Origin of the sequence: Streptomyces sp. NPDC087440, assembly GCF_044744005.1 — a bacterium.
In the GTDB taxonomy this organism is placed as follows: Bacteria; Actinomycetota; Actinomycetes; order Streptomycetales; family Streptomycetaceae; genus Streptomyces.
Window position 1 is genome coordinate 251926 of sequence record NZ_JBIUXN010000007.1, and the last position, 22152, is coordinate 274077.

At 71.6% G+C, this 22152-nt stretch carries 15 protein-coding genes; 2 read left to right on the forward strand and 13 right to left on the reverse strand.

Annotated elements, in window-relative coordinates; translation table 11 throughout:
- The 9 genes from ACIO3O_RS17425 to ACIO3O_RS17465 form a co-directional block, all read right to left on the reverse strand.
- The gene (locus ACIO3O_RS17425) at positions 1 to 1290 is read right to left on the reverse strand and encodes a hypothetical protein (protein WP_401746347.1); all 1290 of its coding nucleotides are present in this window, start codon (positions 1288 to 1290) and stop codon (positions 1 to 3) included.
- Positions 1287 to 1991, reverse strand: a complete 705-nt coding sequence (locus tag ACIO3O_RS17430) for a hypothetical protein (protein WP_401746350.1) — start codon at positions 1989 to 1991, stop codon at positions 1287 to 1289. The genes ACIO3O_RS17425 and ACIO3O_RS17430 overlap by 4 nt, the downstream gene beginning before the upstream one ends.
- A 79-nt stretch (positions 1992 to 2070) precedes the next feature.
- Entirely contained in the window at positions 2071 to 4446 is a 2376-nt protein-coding gene (locus ACIO3O_RS17435; RefSeq protein ID WP_401746353.1) for a Tox-REase-5 domain-containing protein, read from the reverse strand.
- 415 nt (positions 4447 to 4861) lie between these two features.
- On the reverse strand, positions 4862 to 6457 hold the full coding sequence (serA, locus tag ACIO3O_RS17440) for a phosphoglycerate dehydrogenase (RefSeq protein ID WP_401746355.1): 1596 nt from the start codon (positions 6455 to 6457) through the stop codon (positions 4862 to 4864).
- A 253-nt stretch (positions 6458 to 6710) separates the two neighbouring features.
- Positions 6711 to 7712 (reverse strand): ketol-acid reductoisomerase, encoded by a 1002-nt coding sequence (gene ilvC / locus ACIO3O_RS17445; RefSeq protein WP_401746357.1) that lies wholly within the window; start codon positions 7710 to 7712, stop codon positions 6711 to 6713.
- A 90-nt stretch (positions 7713 to 7802) separates the two neighbouring features.
- On the reverse strand, positions 7803 to 8330 hold the full coding sequence (ilvN, locus tag ACIO3O_RS17450; RefSeq protein WP_401746360.1) for an acetolactate synthase small subunit: 528 nt from the start codon (positions 8328 to 8330) through the stop codon (positions 7803 to 7805).
- Positions 8331 to 8356: 26 nt separating this feature from the next.
- Positions 8357 to 10207: an acetolactate synthase large subunit gene (locus tag ACIO3O_RS17455; protein WP_401746363.1), complete on the reverse strand. Its 1851-nt coding sequence runs from the start codon at positions 10205 to 10207 to the stop codon at positions 8357 to 8359.
- A 240-nt stretch (positions 10208 to 10447) separates the two neighbouring features.
- Positions 10448 to 13384: an EAL domain-containing protein gene (locus tag ACIO3O_RS17460; RefSeq protein ID WP_401746366.1), complete on the reverse strand. Its 2937-nt coding sequence runs from the start codon at positions 13382 to 13384 to the stop codon at positions 10448 to 10450.
- A gap of 397 nt (positions 13385 to 13781) precedes the next feature.
- On the reverse strand, positions 13782 to 14747 hold the full coding sequence (locus ACIO3O_RS17465) for a 2-hydroxyacid dehydrogenase (RefSeq protein ID WP_401746368.1): 966 nt from the start codon (positions 14745 to 14747) through the stop codon (positions 13782 to 13784).
- Between the two features lie 77 nt (positions 14748 to 14824).
- Between ACIO3O_RS17465 and ACIO3O_RS17470 the strand changes: the two genes are divergently transcribed.
- Both ACIO3O_RS17470 and ACIO3O_RS17475 read left to right on the forward strand, forming a co-directional pair.
- The gene (locus ACIO3O_RS17470) at positions 14825 to 15847 is read left to right on the forward strand and encodes an aldo/keto reductase (protein ID WP_401746369.1); all 1023 of its coding nucleotides are present in this window, start codon (positions 14825 to 14827) and stop codon (positions 15845 to 15847) included.
- A 267-nt stretch (positions 15848 to 16114) separates the two neighbouring features.
- Positions 16115 to 17308, forward strand: coding sequence for a PQQ-dependent sugar dehydrogenase (locus tag ACIO3O_RS17475; protein WP_401746371.1), 1194 nt, complete (start codon positions 16115 to 16117; stop codon positions 17306 to 17308).
- Positions 17309 to 17368: 60 nt separating this feature from the next.
- On the opposite strand, the gene ACIO3O_RS17480 is transcribed toward ACIO3O_RS17475, so the two are convergent.
- From ACIO3O_RS17480 to ACIO3O_RS17495, 4 genes are all read right to left on the reverse strand, one after another.
- Positions 17369 to 20557 carry an AAA family ATPase gene (locus ACIO3O_RS17480; protein ID WP_401746372.1) on the reverse strand — a complete coding sequence of 1063 codons (3189 nt, stop codon included), beginning with the start codon at positions 20555 to 20557 and terminating at the stop codon, positions 17369 to 17371.
- Between the two features lie 13 nt (positions 20558 to 20570).
- Entirely contained in the window at positions 20571 to 20756 is a 186-nt protein-coding gene (locus ACIO3O_RS17485; protein WP_401746374.1) for a hypothetical protein, read from the reverse strand.
- Positions 20757 to 20964: 208 nt separating this feature from the next.
- Entirely contained in the window at positions 20965 to 21531 is a 567-nt protein-coding gene (locus ACIO3O_RS17490; protein ID WP_401746376.1) for a hypothetical protein, read from the reverse strand.
- A 35-nt stretch (positions 21532 to 21566) separates the two neighbouring features.
- Positions 21567 to 22139 carry a GNAT family N-acetyltransferase gene (locus tag ACIO3O_RS17495; RefSeq protein ID WP_401746379.1) on the reverse strand — a complete coding sequence of 191 codons (573 nt, stop codon included), beginning with the start codon at positions 22137 to 22139 and terminating at the stop codon, positions 21567 to 21569.
- Positions 22140 to 22152 lie beyond the last annotated feature (13 nt).

Sequence of the window (22152 nt, forward strand, 5' to 3'; positions counted from 1 at the left end):
TCAGAGCTTGCCGCGGTCCATCGGCCTCGGCAGCGGCTGGAGCGCACCGGAGTCGCGCAGGCGCAGATGGGTGGCGAGTACGGCTTCGAGGTCGCCGGGCGGGGCGATGTCGAGGAGGACTCCGCCGGTGGAGAGCGGGGTGCGGACGGCCTTCAGGTCGTCGGGGACGAGGGCGGCGCGGGCCGCCGAGAGGTACATCAGCCAGCCGGTGCTCTCGTCCCCCGGTTGATGGTCGGCCCGTTCGCTCAGGATGTCGAAGACGTCGTCGTCCAGGACGTTGCCGGTGTCGGGGTCCCACAACTCGGCCACGGACGCGAGGAGTTCATCCTCCGGCACACGGGCGGAGCCAGGGGCGTACACGGAGCAGACCAGCGACTGCTTGAGGTATTCGCTCTCGTGACCGGCGTTGCTGCTGAGGGAGACCTTCCACCCCTCGTCGCCCTCGATCACGAGGGAAAGGCCTCCGTCCTCCTGGGCGAGGGCCCGGGCCAGAGAATCGACGTCAGCCACCAGTGGGACGGCCGGGCCGTTGAGGGCGATCCGGTACCAGGTCCACGGGTTCTCGCCCTGGGGGCCCGCTGCGGGCACGAGTTCGGCGATGCGCCGCAACGTCGGCACCCAGCGCGCCGCGAGCTCTTCCGGCGACTCGCGACGAGGGCCCCAGAACGCCCGTACGACACGGCTCGTGACCTCCACCGCCGGTGTCCGGACCTCGGCGGGAGCCTCCCGGGCCGGGGCCACTTCCACGGCGGGCAACTCCTCGCCCTCCCGCAATTCCCTGATCGGCCGGTCCGTCACGACGGCGATCAGGAAGTGCGGGGTGTCGCCGTCGATCTGGTTGACGGAGATCCCGACCCAGCGGTCGGCGTCGCCGCCGGGCGCGCGTACGGGGCCCCAGACCCGCAGATCCCCGAAGGCGTCGAGGCGGCGCAGCTCCGTACAGAGCGGCGGTACGGGTTCGTCGGCCGTCGCCCGGAAGACCGCCACCGCCATGCCGACTTCCTCGTGCGCACCCCAGCGGGCGTCCAACTCCGCCGCCAGTGCGTCGAGATGACCGGAGGCCTGCTCCTCGGCGGCGTCCCATTCGCGGCCGTACACCCCATCCAGGTTCTCCCCCGCCCAGAGTTCGGCGATCACGAAGCCCGCGCCCCGGGAGGACAGCCAGTTCCCGGTGTACTTCTGCCGCTCGTCGGCCGTCGGCCCGGACGCCGGGACCGGCCCGGCGAGGAGTGCCTCGATCTCGGCCCGGGCACGCCCCGCCTCGAAGGACTCGCCGCCGCGTGCGTTCACAGCTTGCTCCGGTCCATCGGCTTGGGCAGCGGCTGGAGTGCGCCGGACTCGCGCAGGCGCAGATGGGCGGCGAGTGCGGTTTCGTGGTCGCCCGGCGCGGCGATGTCGAGGAGGACACCGCCGGAGGTGAGGACGGTGCTTACCGCCTTCAGGTCGTCGGGGACGAGGGCGGCGCGGGCCGAGGAGAGATAGCCGACGCGGCCGACGGACGGTTGCACCTGACCGCCCCGCTCCCGGAAGACCTTGCGGGTGTCGGGGTCGCTCACATCGCCGTAGTCGGGGTCCCACAGTTCGCTCAGTCGAGCCATGAGGTCGGTTTCCGGCACAGCGGCGTCGTCCGGGGAGGTCATCTTGATCAGGACCATCTGCGTGAGGAACTCGGAGACTCCGCCGGTGCGCCCACTCACCTCGATCTGCCAACTGTGCTCTCCCCGCCGCATCAGGGACGGCGCGATGCCGGTCTGGTCGGACCATCCGTCCTTCTCCAGCTCGGCCCGAAGCGCGGCTTCGACGGCGGGCCCGTCGGTGGGGAACTCAACGGCCGGCCCGTTGTCGGCGATCCGCATCCAGCTCTCGCCCTGCGAGGCGAACGCGGCGGGCAGAAGCTCCGCCAACAGGTCCAGGGTCGCCTTCCACTTCGGGGCGAGTTCCGCGACGGTCTCCTCGCGAGGACCCCAGAAGCCCCGCACAATCCGGTCCATTCCATGCCTCCGTAACGTGTCCTGCCCTGTGCTTCCGCTCCGTGCGGGGGATGCCCAACTCGCCTGCGCCCTGGACAGGTTAGTCAAATGCCTCCGGCTTCCGTTTGCCTCCGGGCTTGGCGGGGACGTGCCGGACCGTGACGCTCTCCAGGCCCGCGTCCTCGAACGCCAGGGCCGCGGCGTCCGCCACGTCCTTGCGGGAGAAGACCCATTCGACGGGGCGGCCCCCGGACGCGGCCACCTGCCGCTCCGCCTCGTCCACGAACTTCTTCGTACCCGACGGGGTCAGCTTCTTCTTGGTGCCGTCGAGATAGCTCTCGTACCCGTTCTTGGCCTCCACGAAGGTGTTCCTCGCGGAGTCCCAACCGTCGTACTCCACCGCCTTCTCCCCCTTCACGGGGTGCGGGATGACGTACTCCCGCGTGCGCTCCACCCCGGTGACCTGTTCCTGGTAGCGGCGCCAGGACTCATACCGCTGCTCGGGCGGAGGGTTGCGGTCACGGAAGGCCCAGTAGCCCTCCGCCCCATCGGCGGAGCCCAGCTCCGGGGTCTTCAGGTGCTCGGCCCAGTCCGGGGGGTTGTAGTTGCGGGCATCGTTGGTGTCGCCGCGCTCGGGGGCCGGACGCTCGGCACGTTCCCTGGCGATCCTCGCCTCGGCCTTCTCCGCGCGGGCGGGCTCCTCCGCGCTCTTGCGGGCCACCCACGCCTCCCGCTCCTGCTTCCGGGCCTCCTCCGCCTGCTTCTTGGCGGTCGTGTCGCAGCCCTCGTCCGCGAGGTAGCGCATACGGGGCGCGGCCCCGGCCGCGATGAGGCCCGTACCGGAGCCAGCCACTCCGGGCACTCCCGGGGCGTACGGCAGGGCGATCGAACACCCTGTCCTCCGCGCCCGGTCCTCCGCCTTGTCCGCGGCCTCGTCCGCCTCCTTGGCGGCCTTCCGGGCCCCCTCCACATCCCCCGCCTCGGCCGCCTTGCGGGCCCGCTTGGCGGCGGCGCCCGCGTCCCCGGCCGCTTCCGCCGCCTCGGCGACGCCCTTGGCGGCCTTGCCCAGGTGGGTGAACTTCCCGGCGACCTTGGCGGCGTCGTAGCCGGGGATGAAGAGGGAGCCGATGTTCCAGACGACGTTGGCGGCGGCGCGGGTCTTCTGGCCGTTGTTCCAGCGCTCGCGCACCTCGTCGCCGACGAAGAGGTCGTCGGCGAGCCCGAGGACGGACTTGCCGGTGGCGGTGCCCACGTCTCCAAGGGCCCCGAAGTAGTCGCCGCTCGCCCACTTGCCGGGCGCGTCCTTGGCGTTGTCGGCCCACTCGCTGCCGATCTGCTTGCCGTAGTCGGCGATGCCGGTCCAGGTGTCCGCGCTGAACAGGCCGAAGAAGCCGCTGATGTCGCCGCCGATCCCGTCGACGACGATGCCCTGGAAGGCCTGCCCGACCTTGTCGGCGGCGCACCCGAACATGCCCCAGCCGGAGCAGTCCTCCTCTTCCTCCTTGTCCTCCTCCGGCGGCTGCTTGTCGTCGACCTGCTGCTGGGGATCGTCCGGATCGGGCTCCGGTACGTCGTACTGGGCCTCGGGCTCCTGCTCCTCACCGGGCAGGCCCTCGCCGTCCTGCTGACCGAGACCGTCGACGGGCGCCACATCCTCACCGGCACCCCCGGCACCCCCGGCACCGCCCGCGTCCCCGGTGCCGCCAGCACCACCAGCCGCACCGCCGGCACCACCCGCGCCTCCGCCCGCAGCACCGGCACCACCCGCGCCTCCGGCACCCCCGGCACCACCCCCGGGCCCACCCCCCGTCCCGCCCACCGCACCCCAGGCGTCCGCACCGCCCGCGCCGCCCGCTCCCCCGCCCGTACCACCCTTCGGCGGCTGGGCCTGCGGCTCGCCGCCGCCTCCGCCACCGCCCCCGCAGTCGGTGCCGCTCGTGATGGAGCAGACGGCCGTACGTATCCCGTCCACGATCCGGCCGCCGAAGCCGGTCAGCGTGAGCGCCAGCACGATGCCCGCGATGATGACGACGAGCCCGGCGTACTCGGCGGTCGACTGCCCCTGGTCCCGCCGCCACCGGATCATCCGGGGCAGCGAGAACCGCCACCCCCGCGGCCGCCGTAACTCCCCGCGCCCCGGCCGCCGGAACCACTCCCGGCTCTGTGCCCGCGTCAGGAACCACAGGGTGACCAGCGGCAGCACCAACTGTGCGAACCCGCGCCCGGACCCACCCCCGACATTGCCGACGGCCCCCGCAACCACCCACAGCTGTACGGCGACCAGCCCGCCCCACACCCGCCGCCCACCGGTACGCACCCGGCGCGCCAGCAGCATCCCCGCCACCCCGGGCGCGGCCCCGTACAGCACGAGCCCGAGGAGCTCGGCCAACGGCCCGTCCACCGCGAGCCCCGACCCGAGCAGCCCGAGCCCGCCCAGCAGGCTGAGCCCGAACAGGAGGTACGCCAACGCCCGCACGGCCGCCACGGGAAACGGAAGCGGGGGCGGCCCGGTGCGTACCGGAACCGGCCCCGCAGGTATGCCGCCGAGCGCAGACATGCATCACCCCAACTGCCGTGCCCCGCAAGCGGAATGCTCCACGGGACGCCTCACGCTAGGCCCCGCCGCCCCACCCGTCATGGGCCCCAGGACCCCCCTCCGGGCCCACCGCCCACACCCAAGGGGCGCGGGGAACTGCGCGAGCAACCCCCCACTCACCCACACCCATGCCTCTGCGGGTTGAGGGAAAGGGGCGGGGCCGGGGCCCCCTCTGCCCGAGCGGAACCACCCCGCACCTCCCGCCGGACCGGAAACGGAAGGGCCCCCGAACGCAAACGCGCCCCCGCCCCGGACAATCGTCCGGGACGGGGGCGCGCAGGGCCCAACTACCGCACTAGTCAGCCAGGTTGACCGACCGCACCGAAGCGGCGCCGATCTCCTCCGCCAGCTCCACCAGCACCGCCTGCGGCACCGTGTCGTCGACGGTGAGGACCGCGAGGGCCTCGCCACCGGCGTCGGCGCGGGCGACCTGCATGCCCGCGATGTTCAGCCCGGCCTCGCCGAGGACGCGGCCCACCGTGCCGACGACGCCCGGACGGTCCTGGTAGCGCAGGACGACCATGTGGTCGGCGAGCGCCAGGTCCACGTCGTACTCGCCGATGGCGACGATCTTCTTGAGGTTCTTCGGACCGGCCAGCGTGCCGGAGACCGAGACCTCCTCGCCGCCGGTGAGGGTGCCGCGCACGGTCACCACGTTGCGGTGCTCGGGCGACTCGCTGCTGGTGGTGAGGCGGACCTCGACACCGCGCTCCTGCGCGAACAGCGGTGCGTTGACGTAGGAGACCGTCTCGTCGACGACGTCCTCGAACACGCCCTTGAGCGCGGAGAGTTCGAGCACCTTGACGTCGTGCTGGGTGATCTCGCCGTATACCTCGACGTCGAGGCGGGCCGCGACCTCGCCCGCCAGCGCGGTGAAGATCCGGCCGAGCTTCTCGGCGAGCGGCAGGCCCGGACGTACGTCCTCGGCGATGACGCCGCCCTGGACGTTGACCGCGTCGGGGACCAGCTCACCGGCGAGCGCGAGGCGCACCGACTTGGCGACGGCGATACCGGCCTTCTCCTGCGCCTCGTCGGTGGACGCGCCGAGGTGCGGGGTGCAGACGACCTGGTCGAGCTCGAAGAGCGGGGAGTCCGTGCAGGGCTCCTTCGCGTACACGTCCAGGCCGGCGCCCGCGACGCGGCCCTCCTTGAGCGCCGAGTACAGCGCGGCCTCGTCGACGATGCCGCCACGGGCCGCGTTGACGATCCGGACGGCGGGCTTGACCTTGTGCAGGGCCTCGTCGCCGATGAGACCGAGGGTCTCCGGGGTCTTGGGCAGGTGGACGGTGATGAAGTCGGAGACCTCGAGCAGCTCGTCGAGCGTCAGGACCTTCACGCCCATCTGGGCGGCGCGCGCGGGCTGCACGTACGGGTCGTACGCGACGACCTTCATGCCGAAGGCCGACATCCGCTGGGCGACCAGCGCGCCGATGCGGCCGAGGCCGACGACGCCGAGGGTCTTCTCGGCCAGCTCGACGCCGCTGTACTTCGAGCGCTTCCACTCGCCGTTCTTCAGGGCGGAGTTGGCCTGCGGGATGTTGCGGGCGGTGGCGAGGATGAGGCCGCAGGCGAGCTCGGCGGCGGTGACGATGTTGGAGGTCGGCGCGTTGACGACCATGACGCCCGACTTGGTGGCGGCGGAGACGTCGACGTTGTCGAGGCCGACACCGGCGCGGGCGACGACCCGCAGTTTCTTCGCGGCGGCGATCGCCTCCGCGTCGACCTTGGTCGCCGAGCGGACGAGGATGGCGTCCACGTCGGCGATGGCGGGCAGGAGTTCCGCTCGGTCGGCTCCGTTGCAGTGCCGGATCTCGAAGTCCGGCCCCAGGGCGTCGACGGTGGCGGGCGACAGCTCTTCAGCGATGAGTACGACAGGCTTGGCAGTGCTCACGTGAGTCCTCACTGGTCCTTTGCGGACGGCCGTCCCGACGGCCGCAGGCGGTGGAGGGGCTTGCCGCGTGGAAGACGCACGACGCTGTGGGCCTGACGCGTAGATGTGGTTCAGAAGTGTAGTGGTGCCGGGCGGGTGATTCTTCGCCCGTTCGGCAGTATCACTCGTCCGTGGCTGGACGTTGTGTCGAGTCCGGCACGCATGCGGGTGAGGGGCCGCAGCCCGGAAGCTGCGGCCCCTCATCCCTCAAGGCTTACGCCTCGTCGTCGTTCACCCAGCTCATGAGCTTGCGGAGCTCCTTGCCGGTGGTCTCCAGGAGGTGGTTCTCGTCGGCCGTCTTGTACTCGTTGTACTTCTTCAGGCCGCCGTGGTACTCGTCCATCCACTGCTGGGCGAAGGTGCCGTCCTGGATCTCGGCCAGGACCTTCTTCATCTCGGCCTTGGTGGCGTCCGTGATGATGCGCGGGCCGGTGATGTAGTCGCCCCACTCGGCGGTCTCGGAGACCGACCAGCGCATCTTCTCCAGGCCGCCCTCGTACATCAGGTCGACGATGAGCTTCAGCTCGTGGAGGCACTCGAAGTAGGCGATCTCCGGCTGGTAACCGGCCTCGGTCAGGGTCTCGAAACCGGCCTTGACCAGGGCGGCGGTGCCACCGCAGAGGACGGCCTGCTCACCGAACAGGTCGGTCTCGGTCTCCTCGGTGAAGGTCGTCTTGATGACGCCGGCGCGGGTGCCGCCGATCGCCTTCGCGTACGAGAGGGCCAGCTCGAAGCCCTTGCCCGTGGCGTCCTGCTCGACGGCCGCGATGCACGGAACGCCGCGGCCCTCCTCGTACTGGCGGCGGACCAGGTGGCCCGGGCCCTTCGGGGCGACCATGGCGACGTCGACACCGGCCGGCGGCTTGATGAAGCCGTAGCGGATGTTCAGGCCGTGGCCGAAGAAGAGGGCGTCGCCGTCCTTCAGGTTGTCCTTGACGGACTCCTCGTAGACCTTCGCCTGGATCGGGTCCGGGACGAGGATCATGATGACGTCGGCCTCGGCCGCCGCCTCGGCGGGGGTGACGACGCGCAGGCCCTGCTCCTCGGCCTTGGCCTTGGACTTGGAGCCCTCGTGCAGACCGACGCGCACGTCGACGCCCGAGTCACGGAGCGACAGCGCGTGGGCGTGGCCCTGGCTGCCGTAACCGAGAACCGCGACCTTGCGGCCCTGGATGACGGAAAGGTCTGCGTCGGCGTCGTAGAACAGCTCGGCCACTGGGTTTCTCCTATGTGTGCGGGTTGTGCGACCCACCGTACGGCGGGCGTGAAGAGGAAAGTTTTCGGGTCTTGCGATACGAACGAAGCGCTATGCGGAACGGTCGAGCGCCCGCAGCGAGCGGTCCGTGATGGACCGGGCACCGCGCCCTATGGCGATCGTCCCGGACTGCACGAGCTCCTTGATGCCGAACTGCTCCAGCATCTTGAGCATCGCTTCGAGCTTGTCGGCGCCGCCGGTGGCCTCGATGGTCACGGCGTCGGGCGAGACGTCCACGGTCTTGGCGCGGAACAGCTGGACGATCTCGACGATCTGGGAGCGGGTCTCGTTGTCGGCGCGGACCTTCACCAGGACGAGCTCGCGCTGGATCGCAGCGGCGGGCTCCAGTTCGACGATCTTCAGGACGTTGACCAGCTTGTTGAGCTGCTTGGTCACCTGCTCCAGCGGCAGGGCCTCGATCACGTTCACCACGATGGTGATGCGCGAGATCTCGGGGTGTTCGGTGGTCCCCACGGCGAGCGAGTCGATGTTGAATCCGCGCCGGGAGAAGAGGGCGGTGATGCGGGCGAGGACGCCGGGCTTGTTCTCCACCAGGACGGAGAGCGTGTGCTTGGACATGATTCTCTCTCTGCTCTTCTCTGGCTCTAGTCGTCTTCGTTGTCGCCGAAGTCGGGGCGCACGCCCCGGGCGGCCATGACCTCGTCGTTGGAGGTTCCGGCGGCGACCATCGGCCACACCATGGCGTCCTCGTGGACGATGAAGTCGACGACGACCGGGCGGTCGTTGATGGAGTTGGCCTCCTCGATGCACTTGTCGAGGTCCTCGGGACGCTCGCAGCGGATCGCGTAGCAGCCCATCGCCTCGGACAGCTTCACGAAGTCGGGGACGCGGGTGCCCTTGGCCTCGTTGCCGTCGATGTCGGCGCCGCTGTGCAGGACGGTGTTGGAGTAGCGCTGGTTGTAGAACAGCGTCTGCCACTGGCGGACCATGCCCAGGGCGCCGTTGTTGATGATGGCGACCTTGATCGGGATGTTGTTCAGGGCGCAGGTGGTGAGTTCCTGATTGGTCATCTGGAAACAGCCGTCGCCGTCGATCGCCCAGACGGTGTTGCCCGGCATGCCGGCCTTGGCGCCCATCGCGGCGGGGACCGCGTAGCCCATCGTTCCGGCGCCGCCGGAGTTGAGCCAGGTCGCGGGCTTCTCGTACTGGATGAAGTGCGAGGCCCACATCTGGTGCTGGCCGACGCCGGCCGCGTAGATGGTGTTCTCGGGGGCGAGTTCGCCGATGCGCTGGATGACCTGCTGCGGGGAGAGCGAACCGTCCTCGGGGAGGTCGTAGCCCAGCGGGTAGGTCTCGCGCCAGCGGCTGAGGTCCTTCCACCAGGCGCTGTAGTCGCCGGTGTTGCCCTCGGTGTGCTCGGCCTGGACGGCCTGGACCAGGTCGGCGATGACCTCGCGGGCGTCACCGACGATCGGCACGTCGGCGGCGCGGTTCTTGCCGATCTCGGCCGGGTCGATGTCGGCGTGGACGATCTTCGCGAAGGGGGCGAAGCTGTCCAGCTTGCCGGTGACGCGGTCGTCGAAGCGGGCGCCGAGGGCGACGATCAGGTCGGCCTTCTGGAGCGCGGTGACGGCGGTGACCGCACCGTGCATGCCCGGCATTCCGACGTGCAGCGGGTGGCTGTCGGGGAATGCGCCGAGCGCCATCAGTGTGGTGGTGACAGGCGCTCCGGTGAGCTCTGCGAGGACCTTCAGTTCGGCGGTGGCCTGCGCCTTGAGGACGCCGCCGCCGACGTACAGGACGGGCCGCTTGGCGGCACAGATCAGCTTGGCGGCCTCGCGGATCTGCTTGGCGTGCGGCTTGGTGACGGGCCGGTAGCCGGGCAGGTCGTTGGTGGGCGGCCAGGAGAAGGTGGTCTGCGCCTGGAGCAGGTCCTTGGGGATGTCGACGAGGACGGGGCCCGGGCGGCCGGTGGAGGCGATGTGGAAGGCCTCGGCGATGGCGCGCGGGATGTCGGCCGGGTCGGTGACCAGGAAGTTGTGCTTGGTGATCGGCATCGTGATGCCGCAGATGTCCGCCTCCTGGAAGGCGTCCGTGCCGATCGCCTTGGAGACGACCTGGCCGGTGATCGCCACCAGCGGCACCGAGTCCATCATCGCGTCGGCGATCGGGGTGACCAGGTTCGTCGCACCGGGGCCGCTCGTCGCCATGCACACCCCGACCTTGCCGGTGGCCTGGGCGTATCCGGTGGCCGCGTGGCCCGCGCCCTGCTCGTGGCGGACCAGGACGTGGCGGACCCGGGTGGAGTCCATCATCGGGTCGTACGCCGGCAGGATCGTGCCGCCGGGAATGCCGAATACCGTGTCGGCCCCGACCTCTTCGAGCGCCCGGATGAGCGACTGCGCACCCGTGACGTGCTCGATCGGGCTGGACTGGGATCCGTGGTGACGGGGCCGGGGCTGCGGATGGTGGGCCCCGGTGGCCTGCTCGGTCATCGGCATTCTCTTCTCGAAGCTGAGGGTTGGAGCTGAGGGTGGTGCAAGCGATGCGTTTTGCGTGGTTCTGCAAGGTGCCGGTGCAACAAAAAACCCCTCGTGCCGTGAGGCAAGCGAGGGGAGCGCGTCGGAGACAGACAAGCAGGTTCAGCGGTGAACCGTGCTTCAGCCGACGCGCTTTCCAAGTACGAGAATTCGGGTGCGCATGGCATTGACCCTCCCTCCGGCCCACAGGATGTGTCAAGTGGGTGGGACGGACGTCTCAGTATGTGAGCGCAATGGCGGATGTGCGAACGAGTCGATCGCGGGCACGTTCGGATGCCGTACGGGAAGCGATCCGCCCACCGGACCCCCGGCCAGGACCGGCAGCGCGCTGCCCTCTCCGCCCGGTACGGGGAAGTCTCCCCGTACCAGCGCGCGGCGCAAGCGGTATTCGTCCAGCGGCCCGGAGAAGGCCATGCCGAGCCCGTGCGTGCAGCCCATCGCGCGCAGGGCCTGCACCTGGTCGGGCAGGTCGACGCCGTCGGCCACCGACTCCATGCCGAGGTCGGTGGCGATCCGCAGCAGCCCGCCGGTGATCTTGTGCAGCCGGGGGGACTCGACGACGCCCTCGATGAGGCCGCGGTCCAGTTTCAGTACGTCGATGGGGAGCCGGCGCAGCGCGTTGATCGCCGCGTAGCCGCTGCCGAAGCCGTCGAGGGCGATCCGTACGCCGAGACGGCGCAGGGCGGACAGGCGGTGCTCCAGGTCGTCGTAGGAGACCCGTGGGTCGCTGTCGGCGATCTCGATGATCAGCGCGCCGGACGGCAGCCCGTGCCGGGTGAGGAGGGCCTCCACGGAGCCCAGCGGCATGGACCGGTCGAGCAGGCGGCGGGCGGTGAGGCGGACGGTGACGGGGACGGCGTGCCCGGCCCTGCTGCGCTCGGCGGCCTGCTCGACGGCCTCCTCCAGCAGCCAGCGGCCCAGCTCGGCGGTGCGGTCGCTGTCGTCGGCGACCCGCAGGAACTCGGCGGGGGTGAACAGGATGCCCTGGGCGGAGCGCCAGCGGGCCTGGGCGGCGACGGCGGCGACCCGGCCGGTGGCGAGGTTCACCACGGGCTGGTGCAGCAGGGCGAACTCGCCGTCGTGCAGGGCGGTGCGCAGCCGGGTGGCCAGTTCCGTGCGCCGGACGACCTCGGCCTGCATCTGGGGGGCGTACAGCTCGACGCGGTCCTTGCCCGCGGCCTTGGCGCGGTACATGGCGAGGTCGGCGTTGCGCATGAGGTCGGTGGGGGTGATGCCGGGTTCGGCGAAGGCGACGCCGATGGAGGCGGCGACGCGGACATCGTTGCCGTCCACCTTGTACGGCTGGGAGAGGGTGAGCCGGAGCCGGTCGGCGATCTCGTGGACCTGGTACTCGCGGGCGGCCTGGTCGCGGGTGCCGTCGCCGAGGATGAGGGCGGCGAACTCGTCGCCGCCGAGCCTCGCTGCGGTGTCGCCGATGCGGACCGAGTCCTGGAGGCGGCGGGCGGCCTGGATGAGCAGCTCGTCGCCGGCCTGATGACCCAACCGGTCGTTCACCGCCTTGAAGCCGTCCAGGTCGATGAAGAGGACGGCGGTGCCCAGGTCGGTGGCCCGGCGCCCGGCGAGCGCCTGGCGGACCCGTTTGGTGAACAGGGCACGGTTGGGCAGGTCGGTGAGCGGGTCGTGTTCGGCGTTGTGCTGCAACTGGGCCTGGAGGCGGACCCGTTCGGTGACGTCGCGACTGTTGAAGATGAGGCCGCCCTGGTGTCGGTTGACGGTGGACTCGACGTTGAGCCAGTCCCCCGTCCCGGATTTGAAACGGCACTCGATGCGGGTGGTCGGCTCGTCCAGCGGGGACGCGGCGAGGAAGCGCCGCACCTCGTGGACGACCGATCCGAGGTCGGCGGGGTGGATGATCGAGGCGAGCTCGGACCCGACCAGTTCCTCGGCGTCGCGCCCGTAGACGCCGGTGGCGGCCGGGCTGACGTACCGCAGTATCCCCGTCGGTGCGGCGATCATGATGACGTCGCTCGATCCCTGCACCAGCGACCGGAAGTGGTTCTCCTTCTGGGCCAGTTCCTGGGTGAGGGAGATGTTGTCGACGAGCATGATGCCCTGGCGCACGACCAGGGCCAACACGACCGTGCAGCCGGTGAAGAGGACCACCCGGTCCAGCTTGTGGCCGTCCATGACGTTGTAGAGGATGCCGAGCACGCAGACGGCGGCCGCGAGGTACGGGGTGAGGGCGGCCAGCGATCCGGCGATCGGGCGGCTGGAGCCCGCCCGGACGGCGCGGCCCTGCGGCCCGGTGCGGGCGGCGTTGCCGCCGGGCCGGGGCGGGGCCCCCTGGGGCTGTCCGTACGGAGCCCGTTGCGAGGCCCGGCTCACCCCCCAGGGCGCGTACGCGAGGAGCAGTGATCCGGCGAACCAGCCGGCGTCGAGGATCTGCCCGGAGTGGTAGTTCTCCCGCAGCAGCGGGGAGGTGAACAGCGCGTCGCACAGGACGGTCATGGCGAGGGCCGCGATCGCGGTGTTGATCGCGGCCCGGTTGGCCGAGGAGCGGCGGAAGTGCAGGGCCAGGACCATGCTGACGAGCGCGATGTCGAGCAGCGGGTAGGCGAGCGAGAGCGCGGCGAGCGCCGTGGTCGCCCCCTTGAGGTCCGCGGTGTGGGCGAGCGCCAGGCTCCAGGAGAGGGTGAGCAGCGACCCGGCGATCAGCCAGGCGTCCAGCGCCAGGCAGACCCAACCGGCGCGGGTGACGGGCCGTTTGGCGAGGACCAGCAGGCCGATGATCGCGGGCGGCCCGAAGCAGAGGAAGAAGAAGTCGGCAAGCGAAGGGGCCGGTACCGGGCGCCGCAGCACCACCTCGTACCAGCCCCAGACCGCGTTCCCGCCCGCCGCCATCAGGGAGGAGGCGGAGAACAGCAGCCAGGCGGGCCTGAAGCGGCTCTCCCTGGTCCGCGCGTAGAAGTAACAGGAGACGGCGGCGATGAACGCGGCGACGGCGAGCCCGAAGTCGCCCATGATCAGCGCGAGTTGCGGCGATCCCCAGCCGAGCGCGGAGCCCGCGGCGTATCCTCCGCAGACGAGCGCGAGCAGGAGTTGGGGCAGCAGCCCCGACCCGCTGCGACCGGTGGTCGGATGCTGGGCCAGGACGGCCCCCGGGGCACTCACCGGGCCTCCCTGTGCGGGCGTTTCGGGGGACCGGACCTGTGCGGCGGTGCCGGGTGGCGCGGGTTCGGGTGATGCGGCTCCGGGCGGCCGGACCGCTGCCGGTGGCTGCGGCGACCGTGGTGACTGTGGTAAATCCACTGACTCCGCCGCGTCGGATCGTCTCTCCATTGGCAGTGCATCGCCCGTCGCCCCCCTTGCAGTGTCCGTCGTGCTCCCCAGCGCCGTGGGTGTGGTGCGTGGCGCAGCCCCTAGGTCGGGACGATACACCAGTCCCGTCACTCAGGGACATAGTTCCTCTACTCTCCGTAACTACCAGCAGGATTACGGGAACTGGTTGCGGTCGACCGGCTCCGGAGCGTGTTCGTGGGCGGACTTTTCGGGCAGTCGGTACGGGGCGTCAGCGCGGGCCCGCGACCACGTTGTCGAGCGCCTCCCCGGCCGCGAACCGGCTCACCTGCCGGGCGATCAGCCGCTTGGCGCGGGGCAGGAAGGCGGACGAACTGCCCCCGACGTGCGGGGTGATCAAGGTGTTCGGGGCGTGCCACAGGGGGTGCCCGGCGGGCAGCGGCTCCGGGTCCGTGACGTCGAGCGCGGCCCGCAGCCGCCCCGACCCGACCTCGGCCAGCAGGGCCTTCGTATCGACGACCGGCCCCCGTGCCACGTTCACCAGCAGCGCCCCGTCCTTCATCCGCCCCAGGAATGCGGAGTCGACCATTCCGGCGGTGTCGTCGGTCAGCGGCATGGACAGAATCACCACGTCCGCCTCGGTCAGGAGCCGGGGCAGTTCGGTGAACGCGTGCACGTCGCCGCGCTCCGTGGTGCGTGCGGAGCGCGCGACGCGCGCCACCCGCGCGCACTCGAAGGGGGTGAGCCGGTCCTCGATGGCGGCGCCGATGGACCCGTACCCGACGATGAGGACGGACCTGTCCGCGAGCGCCGGATAGAACCCCGACCGCCACTCCTCCTGCCGCTGCCCGTCCACGAACCCGGGAATCCCCCGCAACGAGGCCAGCACGAGCGTCAGCGCCAACTCGGCGGTGCTCGCCTCGTGCACCCCCCGCGCGTTGCACAGCCGCACCCCGTGCGGCACTGCGTCCCGTACGTCGTCCACCCCGGCGGTGAGGGTCTGCACGACCCGCAGCGAGGTCATCTCCGGCACCGGCCGCAGGGCGACGTCGGCCCCCTTCATGTACGGCACCACATAGAACTCACAATCAGCGGGGTCGCCCGGGAACTCCTCCTCCCCGTCCCAGACCCGGTAGACGAGTCCGTGCTCGGCGGCGTCGGGGAGGTCGTCGATCTCGGCCGGGTCGATCGGCAGCCAGACGTCTGCGGGGCGTTGCGGGATGTCGTACGCATTCATGGTGAGGAGGCTATGCGAACTCGCCTGACCTGCAACGGTTAGTTTGGGGGCGCGGCAAGACGGAGGGGTACGGCACGGTGGAGCGCAGGACAATCGGGGCGACAGCGCTCGAAACGGGGGCAGTCGGGCTCGGCTGTATGCCGATGAGCTGGGCCTACACGAGTTCGCACCAGCGCGGCGAGGAGTCGGTCCGGGCCCTGCACACGGCGCTGGACCTGGGGGCGAACCTCCTGGACACGGCCGACATGTACGGCCCCTTCACCAACGAACTGCTCCTCGGCCGGGTCCTGCGGGAACGCCGTGCGGAGGCCTTCGTCTCGACCAAGGCGGGCCTGCTCGTCGGCGACCAGCACATCGTCGCCAACGGCCGCCCCTCCTACATCCGCCGCGCCTGCGACGCCTCGCTGCGCCGCCTCCAGACCGACACCATCGATCTCTACCAACTGCACCGCGCAGACCCGGAGATACCCATCGAGGAGACCTGGGGTGCGATGGCGGATCTCGTACGAGCAGGAAAGGTGCGGGCTCTCGGACTGTGCGCGGTGGGCGCACGGGCATCACGCCGCTCGGGCACGGGCGTGGGCCGCCCGGCCGCAGGTGGCCTGCACGACGGAACGATCCGCCAACTGGAGCGCGTCCAGCAGGTGTTCCCGGTGGCTGCGGTGCAGGCCGAACTCTCCGTCTGGTCCCCGGAGGCCCTCACCGCCCTCCTCCCCTGGTGCGAGGCGCGCGGCATCGGTTTCCTGGCCGCGATGCCCCTGGGCAACGGCTTCCTCACGGGCACTCTCACCCCCGGCTCGGGCTTCGAACCGGACGACATCCGTGCCCGGCACCCCCGCTTCACCGCCGAGATGATGGCCGCCAACCAACCGGTCGTCGCAGGCCTGCGCCGGATCGCCGACCGCCACGGCCCGACGGTCACCCCGGCCCAGGTGGCCCTGGCCTGGACCCTCGCCCAGGGCCGCCACGTGATCCCCCTGCCCGGCACAAAACGAGCCCACTGGGTCCGAGAAAACGCCGCCGCCCCCCAACTCCCCCTCTCCCCCTCCGACCTGACCGAAATCACCTCCCTCCCGGCCCCGATGGGCTCCTGGGACTAAGCACCCCCAGGGGCGCGGGGCTGTTCCGATCTGCGGCTCCGCCGCGCGGGCGCGCCCAGCCACAACGCACCCGCACGGAACCCGCCCACAGCCCCGCGGGTTCAGGTGAAGGGGCGGGGCTGGGGCGAGCGCCGCAGGCAATCGAGGTGCCGGGCACGGGCACACCAAGGCCCCACCGCAGCAAGCCAAGCCCCCCGAGCACCGCCCCGATCAGCACAGATCCACCCCCACCAAAAGCCGTGGGAACGCAATCGCTGCGACCGGTGTATGAACTATTGCCAGGCTTCACCGACGGAGGGACTCCTCATCGTGCGCCACCCCGCAGCCACCACCGCCCTGCTCACCACCGCCACCCTCCTCCTCGCCACAGCCTGCTCGGGCACACCCCCCACACCCCCCTCCCCTTCGGAAAGCCCCACCGCCTCCCCCGGAACGACGACCGCCCCCACCCCCCAGGGCCCACCCGCCAAGGGCGAGGCCACCGTGACCGCCACGGTGGCCCAGGGCCTCAAGTCCCCCTGGGGCCTCGCCGCCCTCCCCGACGGCGACCTCCTCGTCTCCTCCCGCGACGAAGGCACCATCACCCGCGTCGACGCCACCACCGGCAAGCTCACCCCGGTCGGCCAGGTCCCCGGCACCGACCCCGGCGGCGAGGGCGGCCTGTTGGGCCTCGCCCTCTCCCCCTCGTACGCCTCGGACCACCAGGTCTACGCCTACTTCACCACCGCGTCCGACAACCGCATCGCCCGCCTGCTCTACGACGACAAGCGCCCCGCGGGCCAGCAACTGGGCGCCCCGGACACGGTGTTCAAGGGCATCCCCAAGGGCTCCAACCACAACGGCGGCCGCATCGCGTTCGGCCCGGACAAGATGCTCTACGCGGGCACGGGCGAGACCGGTGACACGAGCCTCGCCCAGGACCCGAAGTCCCTCGGCGGAAAGATCCTCCGCATGACGAAGGACGGCAAACCCGTCCACGGCAACCCCGAGGCCGACTCGGTGGTCTACTCCCTCGGCCACCGCAACGTCCAGGGCCTGGCCTGGGACAAGGAGGGCCGATTGTGGGCGGCGGAGTTCGGCCAGAACACCTGGGACGAGCTCAATCTGATCGAGCCGGGCAAGAACTACGGCTGGCCGGAGGTCGAGGGCCAGGAGCAGAAGGAGGGCTTCGTCTCCCCGGTGGCCCAGTGGAAGACCTCCGACGCCTCCCCCAGCGGCATCGCGATCGCGGAGGGCTCGGTGTGGATGGCGGGCCTGCGCGGCGAACGCCTGTGGCGCATCCCGCTGAACGGCACGAAGCCGGTGGCGGACCCGGAGGCCTTCTTCACCGGGAAGTACGGCCGGCTGCGGACCGTACTGGCCACGGGGGGCGACCAGTTGCTCCTGGTCACGAGCGAGACGGACTCCCGCGGCACCCCGGGTCCCGGCGACGACCGCATCCTGAAGGTGACGGTGAAATAGCCGATGAGCCCGCCCACCCTGCGCACCCCGCCCGCCCTTCTCCGCCGCACCCTGCGCGCCTTACGCCACCGCTTCCTCCCGGAACAGGCCCAGCCGGTGCGCCACCGCCGCCGCCTCGCCCCGGCCGGTGACCTCCAGCTTGGCCAGGATGTTGGAGACGTGGACGCTCGCGGTCTTGGGCGAGATGTAGAGCTCCTCGGCGATCTGCCGGTTGCTGCGCCCGGCGGCGACGAGCCGCAGGACGTCGCGTTCGCGCGGGGTGAGGTGGAAGTCCTGCCCCGGGGACCCGGCCGGGGCCGACGCGGCGGCGGGCGCCAGACGGGCCCGCCGGGCGACGGCGGCGACCTGTTCGGCGAGCGGCCGGGCGCCCAGCCGCTCGGCGGTCTCCCCGGCGAGCCGCAACAGCTCCGCCGCCCGCTCCCGGCCACCGGGCTCCCCCGCCCCACCACCGGCACCCCCGGCACCACCGGCGCCGCCACCTCCGCCACCACCAGCACCGGCGTCCAGCAGCGACACGGCCAGCCGCAGCCGGACCCGGGCCAGGTCGTAGGGCCGGTCCAGCGGTTCGAAGGCGGTGACGACCGTGCCCCACTCCTCCGGCGCGTCCAGCCCCTCCGCGCGCCCCAGTTCGGCCCGCACCCACTTCTCGTACGCCTCCCAGACGGGTGCTCCGGTGGCGAGTCGTCGCGCGTGCGTGCGCAGCAGGGCGAGGGCGTCGGCGCGGCCGGGTATCGCCGCGGGGAGGGTGCGGGTGTCGGCCTCCATGGCGGCGGTCTCCTGGAGGAGCGGCCAGGCGTAGCGGTGGGTGCCGAGGGGGAAGCCGTCGCCGATGGCCTCGACCGTCCGGGTGCGGGCGTCGAGGACGCGGCCCTCGCGGGCGGCGATGGCGATGGTCAGCTGGTGGCGGGGCAGCTCGTGCTGCGGCATCCGGTCGTGCGGCCCGAAGTACCGTGCCGACTTGGCCAGTTGTGTCTTGGCCTCCTCGATCTCGCCGCGGTGCAGGGCGATCTCGGAGCGCCAGCGGGCCGCCGTGCCGCGCGGCCGGATGCTGGGCGAGGCGGCGAGCTCGGTGCGCAGGAAGTTGGCGCAGGCGTCGTCCCAGCGGCCCAGGGAGAAGTACGACTCGGCCTGGTTGCCGAGAATCCAGTGCTCGCCGTCGACGAGGTTGTGGTCCTGCGCGTAGGCGAGGCCGACGGCGCAGAGGTCGGCGGACTCCTGGGAGCGGCCTATGCCTTCGAGGTGGGAGGGCAGGTTGGTGTGGGCGTGGTTGACGACGCTGACGATCTCCCGGGCGAGGGCGAGTTCGCGTACGGCGGTCATCTCGGCGAGGCCGTTCTCGATGTCGCCGGAGTCGACCATCAGGCCGCCGAGGGTGAGCCGGGAGCGGAGTTCGGTGTCCTCGGCGCCGACCATGCGGGCGTACTCGACGGCCCGTTCGGCGGTGGCGATGGCCTCGGGACCGGGCTGGTGGAGCATGGCCCAGCTGGCCGCCATGGTGAGGATGTCGGCGTGCACGAGCGACGGCGGCAGGCCGCGCAGGAGTTCCTGCGCGGTGGCCAGTTCCTCCCACCCGTCGCCGCGCGAGAGCCCCGTGACCGCCTTGCCGCGCTGCACCCAGAACCAGGCGGCGCGCAGGGTGTCGTCCTCACCCACTCCGCCGGGGCCGGTTCCGGCCTCCTCCTCCAGGAGGCGCAGGGCGCGCTTGGCCAGCTTGAGGGCGCGTTCGCGTTCCCCGGCGAGGCGGGCGGCGACGGTGGCCTCGGCCATGAGGTCGAGGTAGCGGAGCGGGGCGGCGGCCGGGTCGCAGCCGCACGGCGGGTAGACCTCGGCGTAGTCGATGGGCCGCAGTGCGGCGCGTACGTCCTCGGGGGCGTCGTCCCAGAGCCCCAGTGCCCTTTCCAGCAGCTGGAGTTGCTCGGAGCGTGCGTGCCGCTTGCGGGCCTCGACGGCGGCCGACAGCACGGCGGGCAGGGCCTTCGCCGCGTCGTGGGCGGCGTACCAGTAGCTGGCGAGGCGGGTGGTGCGGGCCTCCTGGGAGACGAGCCAGGGGTCGGCCTCCAGCACCTCCGCGTACCGCCGGTTGATCCGGGACCGCTCTCCGGGCAGAAGGTCGTCACTGACCGCTTCGCGTACGAGCGAGTGCCGGAAGCGGTATCCCTCTCCGTCGGGCGCGGCCTGGAGGAGATTGGCGCCCACGGCGGCCCGCAAAGCCTCGATCAGGTCGTCCTCGGTGAGCCGGGCGACGGCCAGCAGCAGCGGGTACTCGACGGTCGAGCCGCCCTCGGCGACGATCCGCACGATCCGCTGGGCGTCCTCCGGGAGCGCCTCGACGCGTACGAGCAGCAGGTCGCGGAGCGAGTCCGTGAGTCCGGTCCGGCAGCCGCCCTCGATCGACACGGCCAGTTCCTCCACGAAGAAGGCGTTGCCGTCCGACCGTCCGAACACCTCGTCCAGCAGGGCGGGTTCAGGTACGGAATCCAGGATTCCGGTGAGCTGGAAGCGGACTTCCTCGCGGGTGAACCGGGGCAGCTCGATACGTTGCACGGTGCGCAGCCGGTCGAGTTCGGCGAGGAGGGGGCGCAGGGGGTGCCTCCGGTGGATGTCGTCGGCGCGATAGGTCCCCACGACCAGCAGCCGCCCGCTGCGCAAGGTGCGGAACAGGTACGACAGCAGGTTCCGGGTGGAGGCGTCGGCCCAGTGCAGGTCTTCCAGGACGAGGACGACGGTGTGGTCGGCGGCGACGCGTTCCAGGAGCCGGACGGTCAGTTCGAAGAGGCGCGCGGTGGCGTCCTCGCTGCCGGTCCGGCCGGGCCCCGGGCCGAGCTGGTGGGTGGCGGAGGCGTCGCTCCATTCCGGCAGCAGTCGGCCGAGTTCGTCCTCGTGTCCGGCGGCAGCGGCGGCCAGGGCGTCGGGGAGGAGGCGGTGCAGGGTGCGCAGGGCCGCCGAGAAGGGGGCGAACGGCAGTCCTTCGGCGCCGATCTCCACACACCCTCCGACGGCGACGACGGCCCCCGGCCCGGGACCGGCGGCCGCCCGGCCGAGGAACTCCTCCACGAGGCGCGTCTTGCCGACTCCCGCCTCACCGCCGAGCAGCAACGCCTGCGGCTCGCCCGCGGTGGCGCGGGCGAGCGCATCGGTGAGGGTGCTCAGTTCGCCGGTGCGGCCGACGAACACGGGGCTGACTGACCTGGTCTCCACGTCGCCGAGCATCGCACAGGCCTTCGTGCGACCGGCACCCGCTGTCCGCATTGCGGGCGCCCGTTCAGGCGGCGTGGGTGAAGTGGTCCCGGAGGGCTCTCAGTCCACCGGGGGCGCCCTCCTCGTTCTTGGCCGCGCGCTGGGCACGGCGGGCCTCCTTGCGGGCCTGGCGGGCGACGCGGAGGAGACGGTCGTGGGCGGCGGCCCGGACGAGCTCGGTCTGGCGGGCCTGGAATACGTACTCGAACATCTGGTGCTCCCTGGCGGGTTGGGGTTCATCGCTCGGTGCGATGCCTCAACTCTCGTCTGCCAGGGGGGTGCGGGGCATCGGGAGGCTGCCGGATCTTGCGGGGGGCGGGGGGCCTTAGGCGGGAGGTGGGCGCCTTAGGCAGGGGGGTGACAGGGGCCGCCCCCCTTAGGAGGCGGCCCCCGCCGCTCCACGGGGGCCGGGAGGGGTCCTACTTGGCGGGCGGGGTGGGCATGGAGGCGAAGAGGTCGAAGTACATTCCGGCGGAGATCACGAGGCCGATCAGGCCGAGGACCACTCCGGCCCAGGACACCGCCCGCATCCACGCGGGCCGCGGGGCCGCGTCCGGTCCCGCCGGTCGCAGGGCCACCAGCGCGCCCACGCCCACGAGCAGGGCCAGCAGCGCGAATCCCCCGTTGACCAGCGCCGTCGTGTGCCAGGCGTTGCCGTACAGGCCCTTGATCTGGTCGCTCGCCGCACTCGCCTGGGAGAGCTTGAGCTGGCTCACCAGCGTCTCCCGCTCGGCGAGCACCCGGCTGGTCCAGCCACCGGTCAGCGCCACCAGCCCGAGGGCCGCCGAGACGACGCCCGCGGCCCCGGCCCCGACCTTCGCCGACACGGGACGCGGCGTCTCCTCCTGCGCAGCGTTCTCGGCGGCCTCGTCGGCCGCATCGATCTCGGTGGCCTCATCCACGAGAGTCCCAGCCTTGGCGTCGGCCGCCTCGGCCTTCTTGTCGCTCTTGTCGCTCTTGTCCTCGGTGCGGGTCGTCGCGTTCATGCCCCGCACGCTAGGTGCCCCGGATGAGAGACCCCTTAACGGCCTTCGAGCCCCTCCAGCCACTCCGGCCCCAGCACCGACCAGACCTCCTCGTCGTGCCACGCCCCCCGGTAGAAGTACGCCTCGCGCAGCACTGCGTCCCGCCGCATGCCCAGCCGCTTCGCGACGTTGCTGCTGGGGAGGTTCTCCACGTCGCAGATCCACTCCACCCGGTGGATGCCCCGCACCCGCACCGCCCAGTCGATGATCTCCCGGCAGGCCCGTGTGACCAGCCCCTTGCCCGCCGCCGCGGGCTCCAGCCAGCACCCCACCTCGCAGGTCCGTGCCTGCGCGTCGAAGAGCCGGAGCGTGACGGCCCCGACCAGGGTGCTGTCGAGCCAGATCCCGTACATCCGCCCCCGGTCGGCGGCGGCCTTCTCCGCGTACCGCTGGAGGAGGGCGCGCGCCGACTCCAGGTCCCCGACCACGTCCGGCAGTCCGACGTACTGCCCGATGAAGTCGCTGCCCCGCCGTACGTGGGCCCAGAACTCCTCCGCCTGCCACGGCTCCAGCGGCCGCAGTTCCGCGCGGCCGCCGTCCCCCGCCGCACCCAGGTCCTTCGCGAACATCCCGCCCCCACCT

Excerpts from the sequence above, each read along its gene's own strand:
- ACIO3O_RS17430 (WP_401746350.1), bottom strand. The coding sequence starts at position 1,991 with ATGGACCGGATTGTGCGGGGCTTCTGGGGTCCTCGCGAGGAGACCGTC.
- ilvN (WP_401746360.1), bottom strand. The coding sequence starts at position 8,330 with ATGTCCAAGCACACGCTCTCCGTCCTGGTGGAGAACAAGCCCGGCGTC.
- ACIO3O_RS17455 (WP_401746363.1), bottom strand. The coding sequence starts at position 10,207 with ATGACCGAGCAGGCCACCGGGGCCCACCATCCGCAGCCCCGGCCCCGT.
- ACIO3O_RS17465 (WP_401746368.1), bottom strand. The coding sequence starts at position 14,747 with ATGAATGCGTACGACATCCCGCAACGCCCCGCAGACGTCTGGCTGCCG.
- ACIO3O_RS17475 (WP_401746371.1), top strand. The coding sequence starts at position 16,115 with ATGAACTATTGCCAGGCTTCACCGACGGAGGGACTCCTCATCGTGCGC.
- ACIO3O_RS17480 (WP_401746372.1), bottom strand. The coding sequence starts at position 20,557 with ATGCGGACAGCGGGTGCCGGTCGCACGAAGGCCTGTGCGATGCTCGGC.
- ACIO3O_RS17485 (WP_401746374.1), bottom strand. The coding sequence starts at position 20,756 with ATGTTCGAGTACGTATTCCAGGCCCGCCAGACCGAGCTCGTCCGGGCC.
- ACIO3O_RS17490 (WP_401746376.1), bottom strand. The coding sequence starts at position 21,531 with ATGAACGCGACGACCCGCACCGAGGACAAGAGCGACAAGAGCGACAAG.
- ACIO3O_RS17495 (WP_401746379.1), bottom strand. The coding sequence starts at position 22,139 with ATGTTCGCGAAGGACCTGGGTGCGGCGGGGGACGGCGGCCGCGCGGAA.